Below are 22,771 nucleotides of genomic sequence, written 5' to 3' on the forward strand. Positions count from 1 at the left end.
ATGGGGAATAGGTCGTCGATACGGGCCAGGGCGGAGATCACGAGGAGGTGCGCGGGGGCCTGCGCCAAGACGTCCAGGGGGCAAGGGCAGGATGCTGGACGAGGCGTGCGCGGTGACCGGCTGGAACCGGGGCAACGCCAGGAGGCGCCTGAGGGCGGTGGCCAAGCGCCCTGGAAGGGCTGTCGGGCCCACGACCATGCCTATACTCGCGCCGCTCAGGACCAGGGACCAGCTGCGCGGCAAGAGCACCGCGAAGGCTGGCCAGCTGCTGCGCGGCTCCATCGCGATCCGCAAGGCCATCCGCATCAAGAACGCCGCCACCTAGCCCCCCTGCTTCGCGGACAGTCTAGGCGTACTGACCGGAGAGGTCGGTTGAAGGACTGCGATCCGGGCGCGTGAGCAAGGGGATACGCAGCACTGCCCCCTAAGCGTCGTCTGATGGCAGCGCCTCGGGCCGACGCGCCTCAGCACATGTGGGCGGCGGCCAGCGCGCGCAGCTCGCCGATGGCGGCCAGCGCGTCGTCGGCGCCGTAGACGGCTGACCCGGCGACGAAGACATCGGCGCCCGCCTCGGCGGCGCGCTCGATCGTGGCGGCGGAGACCCCGCCGTCGATCTGAATGCTCAGCTCCAGGCCGCGCTGGCCCACCAGGCGCCGGGCGCCCTGGATCTTGGGAAGCATCGACTCGATGAAGGACTGACCGCCAAAACCGGGCTCGACGGTCATGATGAGGAGCATCTCGAAGTCGCCGAGCACGTCGGCCACCGCCGCCAACGGGGTGGCCGGGCGCAGGGCGATGCCGGCGCGGGCCCCAAGGCGGTGCAATTCCGCAGCCAGGCGGACCGGCGCCGTCGTGGCCTCGGCATGGGCGGTGACGGTGGTGCAGCCTGCCTCCGCGTAGGCGGGGGCCCAGCGGTCGGCGTCCTCGATCATGAGATGGGCGTCGATCGGCAGGCCCGTGCAGCCCACGACGGCCTCGACCACCGGCAGCCCCCAGGACAGGTTGGGCACGAAGTGATTGTCCATGACATCGACATGGACGCCGTCGGCGCCCCCGGGCCCGCAGATGCGGGCAATCTCATCGGCCAGGCGCGAGACGTCGGCGTTGAGGATCGAGGGGTGGATCGCGGGCGCGGCGGTCATGGCGGATTCTCCTCCGTGAAATATCAAGGCTGGTGGTGCACGGTCGGCCCGCTATCAGCGGTCGCGGCGCAGGAGGGCGCAGAACATGGCGTCGGTGCCGTCCAGGTGGGGCCAGAGCTGGAGCTGGGCGCGGTCCGATCCGGCGGGCGGTCGCGGCGCGATACGGGTGGCGGCGTCGCCGGCGTGGAGCGTCTCGATGCTCATGCCCCCGCGCATGGCGCGGCTCAGGGCGTCCTTGACGACGAGGCCGGTCTCCAGGGCGTGGGGCGAGCAGGTGACGTAGGCGACCAATCCCCCGCGCCGCACAGTGGCCAAGGCGGACAGGAGCAGCTCGCGCTGGAGGGCGGCGAGCTCGGTGACATCCTTGGGATCGCGGCGCCAGCGGGCCTCGGGGCGGCGTCGCAGGGAGCCCAGGCCCGTGCAGGGCACGTCGACGAGGACGCGGTCGTAGCGCCCGGGCTCGTCCCGCCCGAACTGGCGCCCGTCCCCGCAGCGGATCTCGACGACGCCGTCGGGGATGGCTCGCACGGCGGCCTCGACGAGCCTGGCGCGGTGGGGCGTGACCTCGTTGGCGACGAGGCGAGCGCCCCGCTGCGCGGCCCGGGCGCCCAGGAGCGCCGCCTTGCCGCCGGGGCCGGCGCACATGTCGAGCCAGCGCTCGTCGCGCCCGGCGATCGCCGGCTCGCTGGCCATGAGGGCGACGAGTTGGGAGCCCTCGTCCTCCACGCCCGCGCGGCTGTCGCGCACCGCGGGGACACGGCCGGGGTCGCCCCCGGTCAGAACCACGGCGCAGGGGCTGATGTCCCCCGGCCGAGGCTCATCGCCGACGGCGCGACGGGCCTCGGCGGCCAGGCGCTCGGTCTCGACAAGGCCGGGACGGGCGCAGAGAACCACCTCGGGATCGGCATTGTCCGCCCTGAGGAGATCCTCGAGCTCATTGGGATCGCGCCCGCCCACCACGAGGGCCTGGCGCAGGGCCTTGGCGATCCACACGGGGTGGGACTCGATGGCCGCCACGGCGGCCAACTCGTCCGGGGCGGCGCCTCGCAACTCGGCCAGCCAGGCGTCGAGGTCCTTGGCGGAGACCTTCCGCAGGACGGCGTTGACGAAGCTGGAAGCGCCGCGCCCCGCGGCATGAGCTGCCAGCTCCACCGTGGCCGACACGGCGGCGTGGGCGGGCACGCGCATGCCGAGGAGCTGGTGGGCGCCCAGGCGCAGCGCGTCGAGGACGACGCCGTCGAGCCGCTCCAGGGGGCGATCGACGCAGAGGGCGAGGATCGCGTCATAGCGGCCCGCCAGGCGCAGGGCCCCATAGGTCAGGGCGGTGGCGAAACCGGCATCCCGGCGGTCGAGGCGCGCGGCGGAGAGGATCGGCGGGAGCACGAGGTTGGCGTAGGCGCCGTCCTCGCGGACCCTCGTCAGGGCCTCGAGGGCCGCCAGGCGCGCGGCGTCGGGATCGGGGAGCGAGCGCGGGGAGGCACCGACGTCCCGCGGGCCGCGCCCCCGCTGGGCGCCCGGGCGGGCCGGGTGATGGCGGCCGCCCTCATTGCCATGGCCGCGCTCGCGCCCCTGCCCCCGGCGCTGGGAGGCGGCATGGCCCCGCTGCTGGCCGCGACGGCCGCCTGCCCGGCCATCCTGGCCGCTGCCGCCTGCGCGCCCGGCCATCAGCGCTCGCCTCCCGTCATCACTGTCGCGGCGGCCTGCTCGCCGAGGCGGGCGCCGGGAGCGGGCCTCGCGCCGCGGGCCCAGGCCGCCGCGTCCATCCAGTTCTTTCCGGCTGGCGCCACTTGGCCCAAGCGCAGCGCTCCACAGCCCGTACCCACGAGGACCTCCCGCTTGGAGACGCTCAGCTCGCCGGGCGCGAGGGCTCCGGTATCGGCGTCGTCGCCCGCATAGGCGCCCCCGGGAACGGGAGTGGCGGGCCCGAGGCGGAGACGGGCGCCGCGGTAGGTGCTGTGCGCGCCGGGCGCGGGGGTGACACCGCGGATCCGGCGGTCGATCTCAGCGGCCGGGCGCGCCCAGTCGATGCGCCCGTCGTCGGGGGTGAGCATCGGGGCCAGGCTCACGCCCTCATCGGGCTGGGGGGTGGGCCTCGCGGTGCCGGCGGCGAGACGGCAGAGGACGTCGAGGACGAGGGGTGCTCCGGCCTGAGCGAGGCGGGCCAGGAGATCCCCGGCGGTGTCGGCGGGGCCGATGGGCTCGACCAGGCGCGCGTGGACGGGCCCGGTGTCCAGGCCCTCCTCGAGGCGGAAGACACAGGCACCGGTGACGTCGTCGCCGTGGATGATCGCGTGCTGGACGGGGGCGGCACCGCGCCAGGCGGGCAGGAGGGAGAAGTGGAGATTGAGCCAGCCATGGGCGGGAACATCCAGGAGGGCGGTTGGGACGATGCGGCCGTAGGCGACGACGACGGCCGCGTCGGCGCCCAGGGAGCGCACCCAGTCCTGGGTCCCGGGATCCTTGAGGGTGGTCGGGGTGCGCGTGTCGATGCCGGCCCCGCGGGCAACGGCCGCCACGGGCGAGGGGCGCAGGGCCCGGCCGCGGCCGGAGCGGGCGTCCGCCCGGGTGAGGACTCCAACGATCTCGTGCTCGGGAGAGTCCATGAGTGCCCGCAGCACGGGGAGCGCCGGCTCGGGTGTCCCGGCGAAGAGTATGCGCATGGGCTCCAGTCTAGGGGCGGGTCGCGCGGGCCGGCAGGATGCCGCGCTCGACGAGCTCGGCGCGCAGGGCACCTGCGCCAGTGAAGGTGTGGGTGAGGATGCCCATGCCGGAGGCACTGGCGGTATTCGCCGGGGAATCGTCGATGAAGAGAGTGCGGGAGGGCTCGAGGCCGAAGCGCTCCAGGGCGACGCGGAAGATGGCGGGATCGGGCTTGATGAGATGCTCCTTGCCGGAGACGACGATCCCGGCGAAGCGGTCGAGCTGCGGAACGAGATCGCGGGTGTCGTCGAAGGTGGGGCCGTCGTAATTGGTCAGGCAGTGGAGCGGCAGACCTGCGGCGAGGAGCTCGTCGACGAGGCCCTCCATCCCCGGCACGGGTCCGGTGAGGGAATCGCGGAAGCAAGCCCGATAAGTGCGCAGGATGTCCACCCAGTCGGGCCTCCCGGGGTGGGCGGCGGCGAGGTCGGCGACGATGGCGTCGAAGTCCTCCCCGAGGTCGGAGCGGCGGTTGAGGGCGGTGAAGTCGGCACCCGCGCAGAACTCCTCCCAGGCGGGCAGGCTCACGCGCCCGGCAACGGCGGCCACGGCCTCCCAGGCGTAGAGCACATTGCCCAGGTCGAGGATGATCGCGTCCACCCCGTCCGCGGTGCCGGCGATCCTCGCACGGGCCCGCCCGGCGGACTGCCGGGCCGACGGGTGCCGCGACTGCGTGGGATCAGCGCGCGTAAGGCCAACGGGGTGCGCTAGAGAGGCACTACCGGTGCTGACGTGCTCACAGTTGCTCGCAGTGCTCACACCAAGACTGTAGCGGGCACCGCCCGGTGCGTCCTGCCCCCTCGGCCCCGTCCTGCGGCCTCGGCCCGCAGATACCGTCTCATTCTCGCAGGATGAGGGCGCAAGAGCGGGGTGAGACGGTATCTGCGGGCCGAGGGCGCAACAGTGAGGCTGGACAGTTCACGAGAGAATGTGAGGCGCGCTCGTCACTTCTCGCAGGCTATGCCGTCGCCGTCCCGATCGAGCCCGGGGCGGTACCCGGGCTCTCCCCGGTAGAGCGGCGCAGCGCCAGCCGCCCTGGCCTCCTTGCAGTTGGAGTAGTAGGCGGAGCCGCCCTGGTCGGAGGACGAGGAGCCGCCACGGCCGGCGAACGAGGCGATCTGCTGGTCGCCTCGGCTGGAGAACGAGTCCTGCTCCACCTGCTGAAAGGCTTCTGCCTGGCGGGATGCCTCCGCAGCGGCGCGACTCGCCTCCGCCTCAGCGGCGGCGTCCCGGGAGGCCTTCGCCTCGGCCTGCTTGGTCGCTTCCGCCTGGCGGGATGCCTCCGCCTCAGCCTGCTTGGTCGCCTCTGCCTGGCGGGATGCCTCCGCCTCCGCGGCGGCGCGACTCGCCTCGGCCTCCACAGCGCTGGCATCAGAGGTCACAACAGCTTTTGGGGTTGGCTTCGTCGACGAAGCGGCGTCGGTATCGCATCCGGCGAGCAGGGGAAGGATGAGCGCTGCGCAGGCAGCAATAGCGAGGGAACGGCGAGAGGGCAGCACGGTTGGCTCCTGCGGGGATGAGGGGAATCTCGCGGCACGAGCGCCGCTCGGGACAGGGACATCACTCTGGGGAGAGAGTGATACCCATCAATTGGAGAAAGTACCACCGGAATCCGGCTGATCCGCCAGTGTCATTGAATCGTCACCAGAGGTGGGTCGGGTCGAGCTCGACCCGGATGGGGTCCTCGCGGTGGGCGGAACGGTCCCGCAGACGATGACGCAACCAGCCGGCGAGCTCGCGCCCCCGGGGCACCGGCACGCGCAGCACTCCTCGGTGCGTCGCCTGGGAGGCCTGCGCAGAGTCCTTGGCCCGCCCGGCTCCCGCGCGCGGCGCCTCCACGGGCCCCAGCGCCTCGTAGCCCTCGGCCTGCCCCGCCATGAGCAGATCCTCGACGGCACGGCGAGGCCCGTCGAGGCGGGCGGTCCGCCATGCCGGCGGCAGGTGCAGCTCCTCGCGCTCGGCCAGCTCCCTGCGGGCGAAGCCCTCGTGGTCCCAGCGCAGGAAGTGCTGCGCGGCCACGGGCTCCGGGCCCCCCAGCACGATGACCCGCGCGCCGGGAGCCACCAGCGCGGCCGCGTTCGTCCAACGGCGTACCGCCTCCACGGTGGCGCCCATGTCCACCCGTGAGGACAGGGCCCCGGCGTCCATGAGGATGACCGCCCGGTAGCCCCCCTGGGCGATGGGCTCGGCCCCCGGGGTGGCAACGACGAGCCGAGGGGAGTCATCGACCTCGGCGATGACTCCGTGGTCCTCCCTCGCCCCGGAGATGACGACGCCGACTCCGGGGAATGCCCGGCCCAGCTCCTCCCCCGTGCGCGCCGAGCCGACGGAGCGCATCCGCAGGCGGTCGGACCCGCAGTTCTCGCAGCGCCATCCGTGGGGGGATCTCCCGCACCACCGGCAGGACATCGCCCCCCCGCGCTCCATGGTCATGGGCCCGCCGCAGGTGGTGCAGCGCGCCGGTGCCCGGCAGCGATCACAGGCCACGAGCGGGGCGTAGCCCCCGCGCGGCACCTGGATGAGGACGGGCCCGGCCTCGACGGCCGCGCGCACCGCCCGGTGGGCGAAGGAGGGGAAGCGGGCGGCCCCGGAGGCCCCCTCGGCCTCCAGCTCCACGCCCGGGACCTCCACGCGCGGGGCCGCGGCGCGCACGACGCTCCTGGGAGCGGCGAGGCTCGCGGCCCACCCGCGCTCCACATAGGCCTGGGCCTCGACGCTGCGCGCGTGGGAGGCGATGAGCAGGCCGCAGTGCTCCAGGCTGGAGCGCAGGGCGAGCACGGTGCGGGCATGCGCGTAGGGGGCGTGGCGCTCGTCGAGGCGGTCATCGCCGTCATCCCAGATGACGGCCAGGCCGAGGTCCGCCACAGGAGCGAAAGCGGCGCCGCGCGTGCCCACAACGACGCGGGCTCGCCCCAGGAGCAGGCGGGCGAAAGCCCGATAGCGCCGCGCGGGACCGTGGTCCGCCGCGAGGGTGACCACGGGCTCGCCCGGCAGGAGCGCCGTGAGAGCGCTCGCGAGATCCTCGGCCATCTCGGCGGTGGCGACAAGCACGAGCACGCCCCTGCCAGCGCTGAGCGCCGCCCGGGCGGCGTCAGCCAGGAGCTCGGGCCAGGACGCGGTGATGCCCTGCCTCCCGGGCAGCACGGTGACCACGCTCCGGGGAGCGCCGCCGTCGGCGAGCGAGCGCAGCATCTTCTCGCCGCCCTCGTACACCGCCCAGCCGCCGCCCTCGGGGGCGAGCCACTGGGGCAGGACGGGTGCTGGACCCTCCCGCGCGGAGGCCTCGGCGCGGGCATGGCGCGGCGGAATGGCCACGCGCAGCACATCGGGGCGGGCCCCCGCGCTGCGCTCGGCCACGGACTCGGCCAGGCGCATGGTGGCCGGCGTGAGAACGGGCAGGTCGGAGACGACCCTGCGCACGGGTGTGAGCGCGCCCGGGTGGGTGGTGGTCGAGCCGCGCTCCCAGATCCACCCGTGCGCTTCCTGACCGCCGAAGCGCACGGCAACGCGCGTGCCCACTCGGGCATCGGCGTCGATCGCAGCGGGGACGCGGTAGTCGAAGAGCCGGTCGAGGTGGGCCACGGGGGTGTCGAGGAGCACCCTGGCCACCGGGTCGATGACGCCGTCCGGCGGGGTGATCGTGCGCTCGGGGCGTGCGGGGGCGGCGATGAGCTCGCCCTGCTGGGCAGTGTCTGTCATCTGCCCGTCATCGGCTCGCCCATCGCGCGTCCCCCGGGCTCAGAGCGCGGCGCGCAGCGCCTCGACGCGATCCGTACTCTCCCAGCTGAAGCCCGGGCGGCCGAAGTGGCCGTAGGCGCTCGTGCCCGCGTAGATGGGGCGCAGGAGGTCGAGGTCGCGGATGATGGCGGCGGGACGGAGGTCGAAGACCTCGTCAATAGCGGCCTGGATGCGATCGACGGGGACGGTGTGGGTGCCGAAGGTCTCCACGTAGAGGCCCACGGGGCGGGCGGCGCCGATGGCGTAGGCCACCTGGATCTCGCAGCGGGTGGCCAGCCCCGCGGCGACGACGTTCTTGGCCACCCAGCGCATGGCATAGGCGGCGGAGCGGTCCACCTTGGAGGGATCCTTGCCGGAGAAGGCGCCGCCCCCATGGCGCGCCATGCCTCCGTAGGTATCGACGATGATCTTGCGGCCGGTCAGGCCCGCGTCCCCGGTGGGCCCGCCGATGACGAATTGGCCGGAAGGGTTGATGAGCAATTCGATGCCGCCGACTGCCACATCCATCCCCGCCGCCTGCTCCGCCGCGATGACGGGATCGATGACCTCGGCCGCCAGGGCGTCGGTGAGCCAGGCGCGGCTGCGGTCCTCATCGTGCTGGGTGGAGATGACGATGCTCTCGATGCCCACGGCGCGATCGCCGTCGTAGCCGATGGTCACCTGGGTCTTGCCATCGGGGCGCAGGCCGGGCACGATCCCCTGCTTGCGCACGACCGCCAGGCGCTCGGCGAGGCGGTGAGCGAGGTGGATGGGCAGAGGCATGAGGGCGGCGGTGTCCGTGCAGGCGTAGCCGAACATGAGGCCTTGGTCCCCCGCGCCCTGGAAATCGAGGGGGTCGAGGTCGGAGGAGTCATCGCGCGCCTCGAGGGCCTTGACGACGCCGGCGTTGATATCCGGCGACTGCTGGCCGATGGAGATGGACACGCCGCAGGAGCGGCCATCGAAGCAGACGTCCGAGGAGTCGTAGCCGATGCGCACGATCTCATCGCGCACGATCTGCGGGATCTCCACGTAGGCCGAGGTGGTGACCTCCCCCGCCACATGCACCAGTCCCGTGGTCACCATGGTCTCGACGGCCACATGCGCATCGGGATCCTGGGCGAGGATGGCATCGAGGATGGAGTCCGAGATGCGGTCGCAGACCTTGTCCGGGTGGCCCTCGGTGACCGACTCGGAGGTGAAGAGGCGCGCTTGGGAAGTCACGGCCGCATCTTAACCACGGCCCCCGACAGGAATGACCGCCCGTTCCCCCTCACACCCCGTGCCGATCCCCGGGGTCCGCGGCGGGGACGCTGCTCAGCGGGGGAGCCGTTCGGCGATGAGGTCCAGAAGCAGTTCGGCGACCTCCGCCTTTGTGCCCTCGCCCCGTGCCACCTCAGCACCCTGGGGATCCAGGACGACGACAGCGTTGGGCACGTCCCCGAATCCCCTGCCGTCGCCGACGGCGTTGACGGCGAGCAGGTGCGCGCCCTTGCGGCGGGCCTTGGCCGCGCCATGCGCGAGGGCGTCGCCCTCCTCATCCCCGGTCTCCGCGGCGAAGCCGACGATGAGCTGCCCCGGCTGGGGAGGATCGGCGACGAGCCCGGCGAGGATGTCGGGATTGGCCACCAGCTCGATGGGCGCCGGTCCCCCCGCGGGCCCGACGGCCTCGTCCGCGCCGCCCGTGGCCGGGCCGGCGCCGTCGGCCAGACGGTGCTTCTTGATCTTGGAGATCCCGGGATGGGATGGCCGGAAGTCAGCGACTGCGGCCGCCATGACGACGGCGTCGGCGCTGGAGGCCTCGGAGCGAACGGCGGCCTCCATGTCCAGGGCTGTGGGGGCCTCGACGATCCGGGCGGTTCCGGCGCCCGGCGCTGCCGTCGACTCTCCCAGCGGGGCAAGGACCTCGGGCGAGATGTTGGCGGCGATGAGGACGACGTCGGCGCCCCGCGCGGCGGCGGCGCTCGCGATGGCCACGCCCTGGCGGCCGGAGGACCGGTTGCCGATGAAGCGCACGGGGTCGATGGGCTCATGGGTGCCGCCCGCGGAGACGACGAGGCGCCGGCCGGACAACTGCTCCGGGCAGGCCGTCCCCGGGCCGCCAGCACCGGTGCGGCGCACGGCGGCAGTCGCCCCGGCCGGCACGGCCAGCGCCTCGGCGACGATCCGCTCCGGGGCGGGCAGGCGCCCCGCGCCGGAGTCCCCGCTTGTAAGGGGCCCGACATCGGGCTCGATGATGGTCAGTCCGCGGCGGCGCAGGGTGGCGACGTTCTCGACCGTCGCGGCGTTGGCCCACATCTGCGTGTGCATGGCCGGCGCGAGGACGACGGGCGCCGTGGTGGTCAGGATCGTGGCGGTGAGCAGATCGTCCGCGCGGCCGGCCGCAATGCGGGCGAGCAGGTCGGCCGAGGCGGGAGCGACGAGGACGAGCTCGGCCCACTCCCCCAGCCCCACGTGCTCGACGGCCGCCGGGTCGTCGAAGACGCCGGTGTCCACCGGTCGGCCGCTGACGGCCGCCAGGGCGGGGGCGCCGATGAAGCGCAGGGCGGCCTGGGTCGCCACGGCGCGCGTCTCATGGCCCTGGGCGCGCAGGAGACGGATGACGGTGGGCGCCTTGTAGGCGGCGATGGAGCCGGCGACGCCGACGACGACGCGCCACGGCCCCGTTGGGGTCGCGGCGCGACGGGCGCCCTCGCTGCGCTGCGGCATGGGCGGGTCGCGTCAGAACTCGATGCTGTCGACGCCGGGTCCGGTCGTCTCGGTCTCGTCGAAAGTGACAGCGGTGTCCAGCGAGATATCGGAGAACATGTCATCCTCGGCAGCGCGACGGGCGGCATCGGCCTCGGCGCGACGGGCGCGGGCCTCCTCGCCGCTGATCACCTGGAGCTTATCCTCGGCGATCTCGCGCAGAGCGATACCCAGGGGCTTCTCCTCCGGGGCCACCTCGACGAGCGGGCCGAAGTACTCGAACTGGTTGGACTCCAACTGCTGGGTGTAGGTGTTGATCTGACGGGCGCGCTTGGCGGCCTCCACCACGAGCCCATACTTCGAATCGACCTTCTCCAGGAGATCGTCGATCGGCGGATTCGTGATGCCCTCGGGCTGGGGGGAGGTTCCGAGCATGAGCTCCTCTTTCGGATCGATTGGGTACCAGCGGGCCCGGCGGGTCCCCGCTCCGACGAGCGGGGAGTGAGGGCCCGGATATGTCCGTGGTGCTGGCCGGTGCTGGCCAATGGGCCGAGCCAGGACATCCTAGCCCCTCAGGGAGCGGGGAATCACCACCCGCTCGGCCCCGGAGCGCCGTGGTGCCCGTCTCAGCCCATGACGATGGGAACGCCGAGCGCCAGTGAGGCCTGCTGGTAGCCGCCGAGGTCTGAGCAGGAGTCCCGGGGAGAGGCATGACCTGATCCTAAGGAGCGGCGGGGACCAATCCGAGGCGACGCTCGAGCTCGGCGGCGGCACGCCCCACCGTGTCGTTCACCACGACGACATCGAACTCCTCCGCCGCCGCGATCTCGGTGCGGGCGGTGGCCAGGCGGCGCTCCCGCTCGGCGGCGCCCTCCGTGCCCCGGCCCACGAGCCTCTCGACGAGAGCCTCCCAGCTGGGTGGGGCGATGAAGACGAAGAGGGCGTCAGGCATGGACTCGCGCACCTGCCGGGCCCCGGCGAGGTCGATCTCGAGGAGGGCGGGGCGCCCTTGAGCGAGGGCCTCGGCAACCGGCTCCCGGGGGGTGCCGTAGCGGTGGGCCCCGTGGACGAGCGCCCATTCCAGCATGTCTCCCCGCTCGACCATCGCGTCGAAGTCGGCGTCGTCCACGAAGCGGTAGTGGACGCCATCCTCCTCACCCGGGCGCGGCGCGCGGGTGGTGCAGGACACGGAGACGAAGAGCTCGGGGTGGCGGCTGCGCAGCTCGGTGACGATCGTCCCCTTGCCGACGGCGGTCGGCCCGGCGATCACGGCGAGCCGGGCCGGCGGCGTCACTGGGGAGGGCGCGGGGATCGCGGGCATCATGGCCCCAATCATGGGCCATCCGGTGCCGTCTCCGGAACACCCTGCGGGGGCTCGGGAGACCGGTAGGACGTTCTCCGTTGGTGGTGGCTCTCCTCGGCCGGGCCCATCCTTTCCCGGTTGTCACCGCGCACCGCAGTTGCCGCCGCGCACCGGGGCCGCGTCGGTACCCCCCCCGAGCACGTCCGCAACCCCGGGGCACGACCACAATGCCGCTGGGAGACCAGCGCGAAGAAGAGGGCTCCCCGCGTCGCCAGTGGCGACGCGGGGAGTCTCAGGGTGCTGAGTTCGTCAGGGCGGGAACCCGGGGAAGCTCAGTGGAAGCGGCGCAGGAGGGCAGCGCGCTGCTGCGCTCCCAGGCCGCGGACACGACGGGACTCGGAGATCCCGATCTCCTCGATGAGGGCGCGAGCCGTCGTCGAACCGACACGAGGGAGCGACTGGAGAAGGTCGAGGACCTTCATCTTGCCGATCGCCTCGTCGGTCGCAGCGAGCTCGAAGAGCTCTGACAGGCTCATCGCACCACGCTTGAGTGCGATCTTCACCTCCGCGCGGCGGGTGCGCGCGACGGCTGCCTTAGCGAGGGCCTCGGCCCGCTGCTCGGGGGTGAGGGTGGGAAGCGCCATGACCTGTAATCTCCTTCATATCGGTCACTTTGTGCGGTGATGAAAGGTTATGACCCGAAACCGCCCTTTACGGGCAGTTTTGCGAAGACGTTACGAGGTATCGTTCCGGACACCGTAACGCTCCGGCTACCTACGCAGGTCAGGGGCATTACAGCCGCACAACGCCCTCACGCAAGTGATGAGCGACACACGTCAATGGCGTGTCGTTTTACCTCCTCAGAGCCCTTCCAGCCTCCAACGCCGCGCGTCCGGCCGCCCCGCGGAGCGCCTCCGGATCCGGACCGGCGCCGAGCACGCCTCTCGATGTCGAGGCGAGCACCTGGGCGCGCGCCGCCCCGAAGACTCTCGCGAGCTCCGCCTCCCCAGCCCCCTGCGCGCCGACCCCCGGGGCGAGCAGCGGCGCGTTGGTCGCCGCGAGGTCGATCCCCAGGTCGCGCGCCGCATCGCCGATGGTGGCGCCGACGACGAGGCCGATGCTCCCCAGGGTGCCCGCGGCGCGCGCCGCCGCGTTGGAGGCGGCGGCGCCGTCGGCGATCATCGCGGCGACGGCCCGGCCCGAGGAGGCCGTGGCGTGCTGCACGGTGGCGCCCTCCGGGTTGGAGGTCAGTCCCAGTACGAACAGGCCGCGCCCGCTGGCGCTGGCCGCCTCGAGGGCGGGGGTCAGGGAGCCGTATCCGAGGTAGGGGGACACAGTGATCGCATCGGCGGCCAGGGGTGCGGCGTCGACGAGGTAGGCCTGGGCGTAGCCGCCCATGGTCGAGCCGATGTCCCCGCGCTTGACGTCGAGGATCGACAGGGCTCCCACTTCCCTCAGCGCCGCCAGGGTCTCCTCCAGGACAGCGATGCCGGCGCTGCCGTGCCTCTCGAAGAAGGCGGACTGCGGCTTGACGGCGGCCACCCGGGCGCCGATGGCCTCGACGACGCGCAGGCTGAACTCGCGCAGACCCGCGGCGTCGTCGGTCAGGCCCCAGGCCGCGAGGAGCGCGGCGTGCGGGTCGATGCCCACGCATAGCGGACCGTGGTCGTCCATGGCTGCTCCCAGCCGGGCGCCGAAGGGGAGGGTGCCGGGAAAGCCGGTCTCCTCGGCCTCCCCCCGAGACCCCGCAGGCCGGGCGGGGGCGCCGCTGGCAATGGTGCCAGTGCTGGGCTCGCGGCTCATCGTGTCTCCTCAGTCGTCGTGATGCGCGGTGGCGGGGGCGCCGGCGGGACTCGGGGCCGGGGCGCGCATCTCCTGGAGGCTGCGCACCCAGAAGGCCCCCCGCAGCTGGGCCTCGAGCGCCTGGACGGCGGCCTGCAGCTGATGGACGGTGGTGATGATCGGCTTGTCCGCGCTGGTGGTGGCCTCACGGATCGCGTAGCCGTCGGCGCGGGCGCCCTGGCCCTTCGGGACGTTGACGACCATGTCGATGGCGCCTGACTCGATGAGGCCGACGATCGTGTCCTCCCCGTGCTCGCCGACACCCTCGCTGAGCTTGCGCACGGGGGTCGCGTTGATCCCGTTGCGCCGCAGCACCTGGGCGGTGCCGCTCGTCGCGTAGACCTGGAAGCCGAGCTCGGCAAGCCTGGCCACGGGCAGGATTATGGCCCTCTTGTCGCGGTCGGCCACGGAGACGAACAGCGCGCCCTCGGTGGGCAGGCCGCCGTAAGCTGCGGTCTGGGACTTGGCGAAGGCCTTGGGGAAATCCGCGTCGCAGCCCATGACCTCACCGGTGGAGCGCATCTCGGGGCCGAGGATCGGGTCGACGACTCGCCCGGAGCGCGTACGGAAGCGCTTGAAGGGCAGCACGGCCTCCTTGACGGCGATGACGCTGGGGATGCCGGGCGTGGAGGCGTCCTCGGCGGGCAGCGCCCCGCGATCGCGCAGCTGGGCGATCGACTCCCCCGCCATGAGCCGGGCGGCCGCCTTGGCCAGGGCGACGCCGGTGGCCTTGGAGACGAAGGGCACGGTGCGCGAGGCCCGCGGGTTGGCCTCGATGACGTAGAGCGTGCCGCTCATGAGGGCGAACTGGATGTTGATGAGGCCGCGCACTCCCACACCGGCGGCGATGGCCTCGGTGGCGGCCCGGATACGGGCGATCTCGGCATCGGACAGGGTCATCGGGGGCAGCACGCAGGAGGAGTCCCCGGAGTGGATGCCGGCCTCCTCGATGTGCTCCATGACGCCGCCCAGAAACAGCTCCTCGCCGTCGTAGAGGGCGTCGACATCGATCTCGATGGCATCGTCGAGGAAGCGGTCCACGAGCAGTGGGCCGGCGGCGTAAACCGCCTCCGCTCCCCCGGCGTCCTGCTCCGCACGGGCGAGGTAGTCGACCAGGCCGGCGCGCTCGTAGATGATCTCCATGCCGCGCCCGCCGAGCACGTAGCTGGGGCGCACGAGCACTGGGTAGCCGATCTCCTCGGCCACGGCGAGGGCCCGCTCACCCGAGCGAGCGGTGCCGTGGGCCGGGGAGACCAGGCCGGCGCGCTCGAGGACTCCTCCGAAGACCTGACGGTCCTCCGCGGCGTCGATCGCCTCGGGGCTGGTTCCCAGGATCGGGACGCCCGCGGCCTTGAGGCGGGCGGCCAGCGCCAGGGGCGTCTGCCCGCCGAGCTGGACGATGACACCGGCGACGGGGCCAGCGGCGAGCTCGGCCTCATAGACCTCCATGACATCCTCGAAGGTGAGGGGCTCGAAGTAGAGACGGTCTGAGATGTCATAGTCAGTGGAGACCGTCTCGGGATTGCAGTTGACCATGATGGTCTCGTAGCGCTCGGCCAGCGCCATAGTGGCGTGAACGCACGAGTAGTCGAACTCGATGCCCTGACCGATGCGATTGGGCCCCGAGCCCAGGATGATGACGGCCTCGCGCTCGCGGGAAGCCACCTCCGTGGACAGGTCGTAACTGGAGTACAGGTAGGGGGTGCGAGCGGCGAACTCGGCGGCGCAGGTGTCCACGGTCTTGTAGACGGGCCGCAGCCCGTAGGCGTGGCGGATCTCGCGCACCGTCCCCTCGCCGATGCCCCGCAGGACGGCGATCTGCTGATCGGACAGGCCGTGGCGCTTGGCCTCGCCCAGGAGCCCGGGGGTCAGGGCGGGCGCCTGGCGCACCGCTGCGGCGATCTCCTCCAGCAGCATGAGCTGGTCGAGGAACCAGGGATCGATGCCGGTGGCCTCGTGGAGCGCCTCGATGGTGGCGCCGCCGCGGATGGCCTGCTGGACCTCGATGAGTCGGCCCTCGGTGGGGGTGCGGATCGACTCCAGGAGCGCGGCCGTGGCCTCGGCGTCGGGGGCGGGGCCCTCCCAGTGGAAGACCGATCCGCGCTTGTCGATCGATCGCATGGCCTTGAGCAGGGCCTCGGTGAAGCAGCGCCCGATGGCCATGGCCTCGCCGACGGACTTCATGGTGGTCGTCAGGGTCGGGTCGGCGCCCCGGAACTTCTCGAAGGCGAAGCGCGGCACCTTGACGACGATGTAGTCGATGGCCGGCTCGAAGGAGGCGGGCGTGGAGCCGGTGATGTCGTTGGGGATCTCGTCGAGTGTGTAGCCCACGGCCAGGCGCGCGGCGATCTTGGCGATCGGGAAGCCAGTCGCCTTGGAGGCCAGGGCGGAGGATCGCGAGACCCTGGGGTTCATCTCGATGACGATGACGCGGCCGGTGGCCGGGTCGACGGCGAACTGGATGTTGCAGCCGCCGGTGTCCACGCCGACCTCCCGGATGACGGCCATGCCGATGTCCCGCAGGCGCTGGAGCTCGCGGTCGGTCAGGGTCAGGGCGGGGGCGACGGTGATCGAGTCGCCGGTGTGGACGCCCACCGGGTCGACGTTCTCGATGGAGCACACGACAACGACGTTGTCCGCGGTGTCGCGCATGAGCTCGAGCTCGTACTCCTTCCAGCCCAGGATCGATTCCTCCAGGAGCACCTCGGTGGTGCGCGAGGCGGCCAGCCCCGCGCCGGCGATGCGCTCGAGGTCCTCGGCGCTGCGGGCCACGCCCGAGCCGAGCCCGCCCATGGTGAAGGAGGGACGCACGACGACGGGGTAGCCGCCCAGGGCCTCGACCCCGGCGTGGCACTCGTCGAGCGTGTGGGCGATGACGCTGCGGGCGACCTCGGCGCCGCAACGCTCGACGACGCTCTTGAAGGCGTCGCGGTCCTCGCCGGCGTTGATGGCCTCGGCGCTGGCGCCGATGAGCTCGACGCCGTAGCGCTCCAGCACACCGGCCTCGACGAGCGCCATGGCGGCGTTGAGGGCGGTCTGCCCGCCAAGCGTGGGAAGCAGTGCGTCGGGCCGCTCCCGGGCGATGATAGTGGTCAGGGCCTCAGTGGTGATGGGCTCGATGTAGGTGGCGTCGGCCATCCCCGGGTCGGTCATGATGGTGGCCGGGTTGGAGTTGACCAGGATGACCCTGATCCCCTCGGCGCGCAGGACTCGGCAGGCCTGGGTGCCCGAGTAGTCGAACTCGCAGGCCTGGCCGATGACGATGGGGCCGGAGCCGATGACGAGCACGGAGCGGATGTCGTCGCGCAATGGCATCTCAGGCCTCCTTGATGGGCTTGACGGGGCTGTCGGGATGGGCGGGGGCCGCGGCGCCTGCGTCTGGGATGCTCGGGGCGCCGCGGCGGGAGCGCATGAGGCCGATGAACCGGTCGAAGAGGTGCTCGCCGTCGTGGGGGCCGGCGGCGGCCTCGGGGTGGTACTGGACGGAGAAGGCGGGGATGTCGAGGGCGCGCAGGCCCTCGACGACTCCGTCGTTGAGCCCCACGTGGCTGACCTCGACGCGCCCGTAGCGCCCGGAGTCGAAGGGCGCCGTGGTGGGGGCGCCCGTGGGGGCGTCGACGGCGAACCCGTGGTTGTGGGAGGTGATCTCCACTCTCCCGGTGGCGCGGTCGAGGACGGGCTGGTTGATGCCGCGGTGCCCGTAGTCGAGCTTGTAGGTGCCGTAGCCCAGGGCCCGGCCGAGCAGCTGGTTGCCCAGGCAGATCCCGAAGAAGGGGATGCCGGCGTCCAGGACGCCGCGCAGGAGCTCGACCTCGGCGGTGGCGGTGGCGGGGTCGCCGGGGCCGTTGGAGAAGAAGACGCCGTCAGGGTCCAGGGCGAGGACCTCGGCCAGGGTGGTGGACTGCGGCAGGACGTGGACGCGCGCGCCGCGCTCGGCGAGCTGGGCGGGAGTGCGGCTCTTGATCCCCAGGTCGATGGCGGCCACGACCGCGACGGGCTCGCGCCCGGCGAAGGCGCCGCTGGGCTCGACGACGTAGCCCGCCGACGTGGTGACCTCTCCGGCGAGGGCCCGGCCGGCCATGGTGGGGGTCCTGCGGACGATGTCCAGGCAGATGTCGATGGCGGCGGCCGAGCCCGGCCCCTCATGGGCGGCGCCGATGGGCAGGGCGTCGCCGGAGAAGATGCCGGCGCGCATGGCGCCGCGCTCGCGCAGGTGGCGGGTGAGCGCCCGGGTGTCCACGTGGGACAGGCCGACGACGCCGGAGTCGATGAGCGCATCCTCCAGCTCGCCGCGCGAGCGCCAGTTCGAGGCCCGCCTGGCCGGGTCGCGGACGATGAAGCCGGCCGCCCAGATGCGCGAGGACTCGCAGTCCTCGTCGTTGATGCCAGTGTTGCCGATGTGCGGCGCGGTCATCGTGATGATCTGGCGGTGGTAGGACGGGTCGGTGAGGGTCTCCTGGTAGCCGGTCATGCCGGTGTTGAAGACGATCTCGCCGAGCGCGCGGCCCTGAGCGCCGTAAGCGCGCCCGCGCAGGACGTAGCCGTCCTCCAGGACGAGGATCGCGGGGGGCCTGGCGGCGGTGCCCGTCGAGCCGGGGGCCGTGGCGGCCCCGGCGCTTCCATTGGTTGCCATATGCGGCTCCTGAGGGGTGAGTGGTGGAGCGGGTGGGAGGGGCCCTGGGACCAGGGAGCGTCCGGGGTGCGGGGAGGGACGAGCAGGGGCGCGCCGGACTGGCGGGCGGCGCGCCGGGGCGCCGCCCGCCGGAGGGGCGCTGGATCAGGCGGCCTCGACGGGCCTGCCGTCCAGGACCGTGGGGCGGCCGTGGAGGAAGGTGGCGATCACCTGGCCGGGCAGCTCCATGCCCGCGTAGGGGCTGTTGGCCGAGCGGGTCCACTGGGCGGCCGGGTCGACGACCCTCCTGACCGACGGGTCGACGAGGCAGAGGTTCGCGGGCGCCCCGGCGGCGAGCCCCTGGCCCTGGTTCTCGGCGCGCCCGATGAGGGCGGGCGCGGTGGACAGGACGCGGGCGACGTCGCGCCAGGTCATGCGGCCGGGCTCGACCATCGTGGCGATGATGATCGGCAGGGCCGTCTCCAGGCCCGTCATGCCGAACGCGCCGGCGGCCCACTCGCAGTCCTTGTCCTCCACAGGGTGGGGGGCGTGGTCGGTGCCGACGACATCGATGGTGCCGTCGGCGAGGGCCTCGCGGAGGGCCTCGACATCCTCGGCCGTGCGCAGCGGGGGGTTGACCTTGTACAGCGGCGAGTAGGTGCGCGCCTTCTCATCGGTGAGCAGGAGGTGGTGCGGGGTGACCTCGGCGGTGACGTTGATGCCCCGGGCCTTGGCCCAGCGGATGATGTCGACGCTGCCGGCGGTGGACAGGTGGCATACGTGCAGGCGCGAGCCCACATGCTCGGCCAGGAGCGCATCGCGGGCGATGATCGATTCCTCGGCGACGGCGGGCCAGCCGCGCAGGCCGAGCTCGGCGGACAGGGCCCCCTCGTGCATCTGGGAGCCCTCGGTGAGACGGGGGTCCTGGGAGTGCTGGGCGATGACGCCGTCGAAGGCCTTGACGTACTCCAGGGCGCGGCGCATGAGCACGGGGTCGGCGACGCACTTGCCGTCGTCGGAGAAGACGCGCACCTGGGCCTCGGAGGCCGCCATCGCACCCATCTCGGACAGGTGCTCGCCCTCCAGGCCCGCCGAGACGGCGCCCACGGGATGGACATCGACCCACCCGGCCTCACGGCCGAGCCGCAGGACCTGCTCGACGACACCGGCGTTGTCCTGAACGGGATTGGTGTTGGCCATGGCGAACACGGCCGTGTACCCGCCGACAGCGGCGGCCCTGGTGCCGGTGAAGACGGTCTCGGCGTCCTCGCCGCCGGGTTCGCGCAGGTGGGTGTGGATGTCGACCAGGCCCGGCAGGGCGACGAGGCCCGTGGCGTCGTGGCGGGTGGCGCCGGCGGGCGCCTGGGCGGCGGCGTCGGGGCCGATCGCGGCGATGGCGCCATCGATGATGAGGATGTCGGCGGTGTCCTCGCCGTAGGGGCGGGCACCGGTGATGAGGTGGGCGGTCACAGCTGGTTCCCTTCGTCGGCGAGGAGGAGGTAGAGGGCGGCCATGCGCACGGAGACCCCGTTGCCGACCTGCTCGATAATGCGCGAGCGCGGGTCATCCGCGGCCTCGGCGGTGATCTCCAGGCCGCGGTTCATGGGCCCGGGGTGCATGACGATGGCGTGCTCGGGCATGGCGGCCCGGCGCAGGGCATCCAGGCCGTAGGCGCGCGAGTACTCGGCGGGGCTGGGGAAGAAGCCGCCGCCCGCGGCGCTCATGCGCTCGCGCTGAACGCGCAGCATCATGACGGCGTCGGGCTCGACGGAGGCGATGGCGCCGTCGAAGTCGTAGGAGACCTCGCAGGGCCAGTCCTCCATGCCCACGGGCAGGAGGGTCGGCGGGGCGACGAGGGTGACGGAGGCTCCCAGGTGAGTGAGCATGTCCACGTTGGAGCGGGCCACGCGCGAGTGGAGGACGTCCCCGACGATGATGACCCGGGCCCCGTCCAGGTCGCGGCCCCGGGGGGCGGGCGATCCGTCCGCGGCGCGCCCGGCCCCGCCGGCCGGCCCGCCTGGGGCGTACCAGCGGCGCAGGGTCATGGCGTCCAGGAGTGCCTGGGTGGGGTGCTGGTGGGTGCCGTCGCCCGCGTTGAGCACGGGGACGTTGATCCAGCCGGCATGGGCCAGGAGGTGGGCGGCGCCCGAGGCGCTGTGGCGCACCACGACGGCGTCGGCGCCCATGGCCATGATCGTCTGGGCGGTGTCCTTGAGGGACTCTCCCTTGGACAGGGAGGAGCCCTTGGCGGAGAAGTTGATGACGTCGGCGCTCAGCCGCTTGGCGGCCGCCTCGAAGGAGAGCCGCGTGCGAGTGGAGTCCTCGAAGAAGAGGTTGACGACGGTCTTGCCGCGCAGAGTGGGCAGCTTCTTGATGGAGTGCTTCTGAGTGGCGGCCATCGCCTCGGCGGTGTCGAGGACCATGACGATCGCGTCGTGGTCCAGGTCCTTGGCGCTCAGCAGGTGCTTCATCGGGTGGCCTCCTCGCCGGCCGGGATGGTCTCGATCGTAACGGCGTCCGCGGTGGCGCCCAGCTCGGTGAGGGCGACGACGACCTTCTCGGACCGGGATGTGGGCAGGTTCTTACCGACGTAGTCGGCGCGGATGGGCAGCTCGCGGTGACCCCGGTCCACGAGGACGGCCAGCTGCACGGAGGACGGGCGGCCGACGGCGCCGACGGCGTCCAGGGCGGCGCGGATGGTGCGGCCCGAGTAGAGGACGTCATCGACGAGGATGACGGTGCGCCCGTCGATGCCCCCGGCGGGGATGGTTGTGGGCCGCGGTACGCGGATGGGGTGGCGGCCCAGGTCGTCGCGGTACATCGTGATGTCGAGGGTGCCGACCTCGATCATGGGGTCCCCATTGGCGGCGGGATCGATCGCGGTGTTGGTGGCCGCGGCGACGGCGAGGGCCTCGGCCAGCCGGTGCGCGAGGGGCGCTCCCCCGCTGGGGATGCCCAGGAGGACCACGTCCTCCAGTCCGCGGTTGCGCTCGATCACCTCATGCGCGATGCGCAGGAGGGCTCGCGCGATCTCGGCATCGCCGAGGATCTTCTTCCCGCTCGTGGGTGCGCCGGCAGTGGCGCCTGACAGATTCATGGCCATGAAGGCCCCCTTCCCCGCCTCTCCGGACGGACTTAAAGGATGTCTGGCGCCCCGAGGCTAGCGCGTGGCGGGTCGCCCGGCCGGGCGCGACCGCATCATGGGCATGTGAGACCAGCCACGTGACGCGCGGTGGCAGGCGGGTCTCGCCTCTCCCGGGATGGGGCGGAGGGGCGGCTCAGCCCCGCGTGGCGAGCAGGTCGGCGAAGGATATCGGCTCCCGGCCGGTGAGGGCACGCACATCATCGGTGACGACATCGAGGGCCCCGGAGGCGATCGAGGTGTAGGTGCTCACCCAGCCATCCAGCTCCCAGTCCGGCGCCCCGTAAGCCTCACGGCTGGCGTACGCCTCTTCGATCGTCTCGGCGCGGTAGATGGTGGGGCTGCCGTGCTCGGTGAGGGCCTGGGCGATCTCGGCCAGGCTGAGGGAGGCCGGGCCGGTGAGCCGGTAGGCGGCGCCGTCGTGCGCCGATGCCGGGCGCCGCCCGGCGCCCGCGAGGTCGAGGAGGACCTCGGCGGCGCAGCGGCCGACGTCCGCCCTGGCGACGGCGCCCACGCGCCCGTCCCCCGCCGGTCCCGCGATGACGCCGTTCACGGCGAACTCGGGGAGATCGTCGGTGTAGAAGGAGTCTTGAAGGAAGGTCCATCCCATGCCGGAGGCCGCCAGGGCCCGCTCAGTGGCCCAGTGGGTGCGCGCGTAGGTGAAGACGGCGTCGGGCGCGGCCGAGAGGAACGAGGTGTAGACGACGTGCCCCACGCCGGCCTCGCGCGCAGCCCCGATGAGGGACAGGTGCTGTTCGAGCCGGTCCTCTGCCTCGTGCGCCGAGACCATGAGGAGAGCATCGACCCCCTCCAGGGCGGTCCGACAGGCCTCCTGGTCGCCGTAGGGCGCCACCGCGACGTCGTCGGCCCACGACGGGGCGCGGGAGGGATCTCTCACGAGAAGGCGGGCGGCCACGCCCTCGGAGTGGAGGATACCGGCTGCCATGCCGCCGATGTGGCCGGTCGCACCGGTGATGGCGATGCGGGTGCTCATGCGGCCAGCATAGCCCAGCGGCGTCGACGCGGGCGCGGGCGGTGACTACTGCCCGAGGGATCAGCGCAGCGTGTCGGCGAGGTCGACGACACGGCCGAGAAGGCCGCCGAGGTAGCGCGGTGAGTCGTCGGTGGACAGGATCCGGGCCAGTGTCATGGCCTCGTCGACGGCGACCGGGGCGTCGACGTCATCGTTGTGGACGATCTCCCACACGGCCACGCGGGCGATGGCGCGATCGACGGCGGGCATGCGGGCGAGCGTCCACCCCTGGGCGTAAGCCTCGATGGCGTCATCCACCTCGGCCAGGTGATCGGCCAGGCCGGCGAGGATCTCGCGGGTGTAAGCGGGCGCCTCGGTGTGGTTGGCGGAGTGAACGGCGCGCTCGACGGCCAGGTCGCGCAGACGCTCGGGAGCCCCCGAGGGGTCCCCCTCGCGCGAGGGGCGCAGGAGGCCCTTCTGGTCCGCCTCGAACAGGATCTCGATGGCCCGCCGCCGCGCCTTCGTGCGGGCGGTGACGGCGTGCTTCGAGGCGGCCCTCGAGGAGCGCGGTGCCGACGGGGACTCGACGCTGGGCGCGGGGATCCCCCCGCGCGGGTCGGCCGCCCGAGCGGCGTCGTCAGCGGGCACGGCTGGC

At 72.7% G+C, this 22,771-nt stretch carries 20 protein-coding genes; 1 reads left to right on the plus strand and 19 read right to left on the minus strand.

The window, feature by feature from the left end; genetic code table 11:
* The first annotated feature begins 112 nt into the window (after window positions 1-112).
* Window positions 113-325: a hypothetical protein gene (locus B1H50_RS08595; RefSeq protein ID WP_080463371.1), complete on the plus strand. Its 213-nt coding sequence runs from the start codon at window positions 113-115 to the stop codon at window positions 323-325.
* A gap of 139 nt (window positions 326-464) precedes the next feature.
* Here the strand turns inward: B1H50_RS08595 and rpe are convergent, their stop codons facing one another.
* The 19 genes from rpe to nusB all read right to left on the minus strand — a co-directional run bounded on the left by rpe (window position 465) and on the right by nusB (window position 22,719).
* Window positions 465-1,142, minus strand: a complete 678-nt coding sequence (gene rpe / locus B1H50_RS08600) for a ribulose-phosphate 3-epimerase (RefSeq protein ID WP_080463372.1) — start codon at window positions 1,140-1,142, stop codon at window positions 465-467.
* Window positions 1,143-1,196: 54 nt separating this feature from the next.
* A complete protein-coding gene (locus B1H50_RS08605) occupies window positions 1,197-2,807 on the minus strand; it encodes an RsmB/NOP family class I SAM-dependent RNA methyltransferase (RefSeq protein WP_080463373.1) in 1,611 nt (536 codons plus the stop codon).
* The gene (gene fmt, locus B1H50_RS08610; RefSeq protein WP_080463374.1) at window positions 2,807-3,802 is read right to left on the minus strand and encodes a methionyl-tRNA formyltransferase; all 996 of its coding nucleotides are present in this window, start codon (window positions 3,800-3,802) and stop codon (window positions 2,807-2,809) included. The genes B1H50_RS08605 and fmt overlap by 1 nt, the downstream gene beginning before the upstream one ends.
* Before the next feature lie 10 nt (window positions 3,803-3,812).
* The gene (locus tag B1H50_RS08615) at window positions 3,813-4,598 is read right to left on the minus strand and encodes an HAD family hydrolase (protein WP_080463375.1); all 786 of its coding nucleotides are present in this window, start codon (window positions 4,596-4,598) and stop codon (window positions 3,813-3,815) included.
* Window positions 4,599-4,783: 185 nt separating this feature from the next.
* Complete coding sequence (locus B1H50_RS10020; protein ID WP_158082840.1) at window positions 4,784-5,221, minus strand: excalibur calcium-binding domain-containing protein; 438 nt, start codon at window positions 5,219-5,221, stop codon at window positions 4,784-4,786.
* Window positions 5,222-5,480: 259 nt separating this feature from the next.
* On the minus strand, window positions 5,481-7,538 hold the full coding sequence (locus B1H50_RS08625; protein WP_158082841.1) for a primosomal protein N' family DNA-binding protein: 2,058 nt from the start codon (window positions 7,536-7,538) through the stop codon (window positions 5,481-5,483).
* Between the two features lie 39 nt (window positions 7,539-7,577).
* Window positions 7,578-8,780 (minus strand): methionine adenosyltransferase, encoded by a 1,203-nt coding sequence (gene metK / locus B1H50_RS08630; RefSeq protein WP_080463377.1) that lies wholly within the window; start codon window positions 8,778-8,780, stop codon window positions 7,578-7,580.
* Window positions 8,781-8,873: 93 nt separating this feature from the next.
* Complete coding sequence (gene coaBC / locus B1H50_RS08635; RefSeq protein WP_080463378.1) at window positions 8,874-10,265, minus strand: bifunctional phosphopantothenoylcysteine decarboxylase/phosphopantothenate--cysteine ligase CoaBC; 1,392 nt, start codon at window positions 10,263-10,265, stop codon at window positions 8,874-8,876.
* Window positions 10,266-10,277: 12 nt separating this feature from the next.
* Entirely contained in the window at window positions 10,278-10,679 is a 402-nt protein-coding gene (gene rpoZ, locus B1H50_RS08640) for a DNA-directed RNA polymerase subunit omega (RefSeq protein ID WP_080463379.1), read from the minus strand.
* 286 nt (window positions 10,680-10,965) lie between these two features.
* Window positions 10,966-11,568, minus strand: coding sequence for a guanylate kinase (gene gmk, locus B1H50_RS08645; protein ID WP_229657919.1), 603 nt, complete (start codon window positions 11,566-11,568; stop codon window positions 10,966-10,968).
* 311 nt (window positions 11,569-11,879) lie between these two features.
* Window positions 11,880-12,191 carry an integration host factor, actinobacterial type gene (mihF, locus tag B1H50_RS08650; protein WP_080463380.1) on the minus strand — a complete coding sequence of 104 codons (312 nt, stop codon included), beginning with the start codon at window positions 12,189-12,191 and terminating at the stop codon, window positions 11,880-11,882.
* Between the two features lie 208 nt (window positions 12,192-12,399).
* Window positions 12,400-13,350 carry an orotidine-5'-phosphate decarboxylase gene (gene pyrF / locus B1H50_RS08655; protein ID WP_268237215.1) on the minus strand — a complete coding sequence of 317 codons (951 nt, stop codon included), beginning with the start codon at window positions 13,348-13,350 and terminating at the stop codon, window positions 12,400-12,402.
* Between the two features lie 9 nt (window positions 13,351-13,359).
* Window positions 13,360-16,704, minus strand: a complete 3,345-nt coding sequence (gene carB / locus B1H50_RS08660; protein WP_080463381.1) for a carbamoyl-phosphate synthase large subunit — start codon at window positions 16,702-16,704, stop codon at window positions 13,360-13,362.
* Window position 16,705: 1 nt separating this feature from the next.
* Window positions 16,706-18,022, minus strand: a complete 1,317-nt coding sequence (gene carA / locus B1H50_RS08665) for a glutamine-hydrolyzing carbamoyl-phosphate synthase small subunit (RefSeq protein ID WP_080463382.1) — start codon at window positions 18,020-18,022, stop codon at window positions 16,706-16,708.
* A 144-nt stretch (window positions 18,023-18,166) separates the two neighbouring features.
* Window positions 18,167-19,471, minus strand: a complete 1,305-nt coding sequence (locus B1H50_RS08670) for a dihydroorotase (protein ID WP_080463383.1) — start codon at window positions 19,469-19,471, stop codon at window positions 18,167-18,169.
* Entirely contained in the window at window positions 19,468-20,472 is a 1,005-nt protein-coding gene (locus tag B1H50_RS08675) for an aspartate carbamoyltransferase catalytic subunit (protein ID WP_080463384.1), read from the minus strand. Before B1H50_RS08675 ends, B1H50_RS08670 begins: the two co-directional genes overlap by 4 nt.
* Window positions 20,469-21,104: a bifunctional pyr operon transcriptional regulator/uracil phosphoribosyltransferase PyrR gene (gene pyrR / locus B1H50_RS08680; protein WP_080463385.1), complete on the minus strand. Its 636-nt coding sequence runs from the start codon at window positions 21,102-21,104 to the stop codon at window positions 20,469-20,471. Before pyrR ends, B1H50_RS08675 begins: the two co-directional genes overlap by 4 nt.
* 175 nt (window positions 21,105-21,279) lie before the next feature.
* A complete protein-coding gene (locus tag B1H50_RS08685) occupies window positions 21,280-22,137 on the minus strand; it encodes an SDR family oxidoreductase (RefSeq protein ID WP_080463386.1) in 858 nt (285 codons plus the stop codon).
* Window positions 22,138-22,197: 60 nt separating this feature from the next.
* Window positions 22,198-22,719, minus strand: coding sequence for a transcription antitermination factor NusB (nusB, locus tag B1H50_RS08690; protein WP_229657936.1), 522 nt, complete (start codon window positions 22,717-22,719; stop codon window positions 22,198-22,200).
* Between the last annotated feature and the right edge of the window lie 52 nt (window positions 22,720-22,771).

Origin of the sequence: Actinomyces gaoshouyii, from assembly GCF_002072175.1 — a bacterium.
Lineage (GTDB): Bacteria > Actinomycetota > Actinomycetes > Actinomycetales > Actinomycetaceae > Actinomyces > Actinomyces gaoshouyii.